At 44.4% G+C, this 1,393-nt stretch carries 1 protein-coding gene and 1 pseudogene; both read left to right on the top strand.

Annotated elements, in window-relative coordinates:
* Positions 1-201: 201 nt before the first annotated feature.
* The gene (locus R8O70_RS25275) at positions 202-1,032 is read left to right on the top strand and encodes a sulfurtransferase (RefSeq protein WP_318184468.1); all 831 of its coding nucleotides are present in this window, start codon (positions 202-204) and stop codon (positions 1,030-1,032) included.
* Positions 1,033-1,053: 21 nt separating this feature from the next.
* A pseudogene (locus R8O70_RS25280) lies at positions 1,054-1,393 on the top strand (GGDEF-domain containing protein); the annotation flags it as partial.

The raw sequence follows: 1,393 nt of genomic DNA on the forward strand, positions 1-1,393 counted from the left end.
TTAGACGAGCAACGACGTTACCTGACGATAGACGCTCCTGATATCGAACAACAACGCGTCGCCGTTCCGATAACAACTCATTGTGCGATCGGTTCGACAGCCACATTTAGGCAAGCGACAAGCTCAACTTTTGAACCATCACTTTCATTCGTCAGCTGTAACTAGAATAGTGGTCACTCCCACGACAAGAAGGATTTAGCAATGCAAGCATTGATCAGTGCAAAAGAACTCCATGCCCTACTTGACCAACAAAATGTAAAGCTTTTAGACGCAAGCATTAGCTTTCAAATTCCTTCGGAAATCAAAAAAATCACCGATAAATGGATCCCAAACACTTACCGTTTTGATTACGACAATGACTTTTGTCTGCCTGATACCTCTTTGCCGCACATGATGCCAACCGAAGCAGGATTTAATGCAAGCGCACAAAAGCTTGGGCTAAATAACGAAGACTTGATCATCGTTTATGACAACTCAGGTACGCTTGCTTCACCACGCGCATGGTGGATGCTCAAAGCGATGGGACACGAGAACGTCAAAGTACTTAATGGTGGACTTCCAGCTTGGATAGAAGCGGGATTGCCCGTCGTAGGTTCGCTAGCAAAACCTGAACAATTAGGAAATTTTTCGGGAAAATTAAATAAAAATGCATTTTTGGACGCAAATGCAGTATTAGAGTACTCAAACAATTGCAGTGCGCATATTGTTGATGCTCGCTCACGAGCGCGCTTTTTTGGTGAAGTGCCTGAGCCAAGAGAAGGATTGCGCAGTGGCCATATTCCAAACTCGTTGTGCCTGCCTTTTCAAGAACTGCTGGATAACGGTTACATCAAACCGCACTCAGAATTGAAACAAGCATTTAGCGAACTGTCGCTATATAATGACAATTCAATCATTTTCAGCTGTGGCTCAGGTGTGACTGCCTGTATTTTATTGTTGGCAGCTCATCAACTAGGCTTACGCAACTTATCTGTTTATGACGGTTCATGGACAGAATGGGGTGCAGACTGCTCACTGCCAATTACGCGTTAAGCTAGGGGTTATCAAAGCAATATGGTCGGATTAAAGAAGAACATTTGGACTCTTTACATGATGCTGCTCACCGTCAGTATCGTGACATTTTCGCTATTCGGCTATTACCACTACCAAGCAACGTTAGACAAATACAAAGACAAACAGCTCCTACAATTGGAGCTGTTTGCTTCCTCCGTTGAGTCACTTTTAAAAGGGCAAGAATCGCTGCTAGAAGTCGTTGGTCATCAACTGGTGGAGCAAAATAGCTTCACTCGTACCGCGGCCATTCAAACTCGCCCAATGTTAGATAAACTTCTCAACATTCATCCGGCGATCATCGGTTTTGGCTTGACCAATCCCAACGGCGACTACATCTCCG

This window comes from Vibrio sp. 779(2023) (genome assembly GCF_033344285.1).
In the GTDB taxonomy this organism is placed as follows: Bacteria; Pseudomonadota; Gammaproteobacteria; order Enterobacterales; family Vibrionaceae; genus Vibrio; species Vibrio alginolyticus.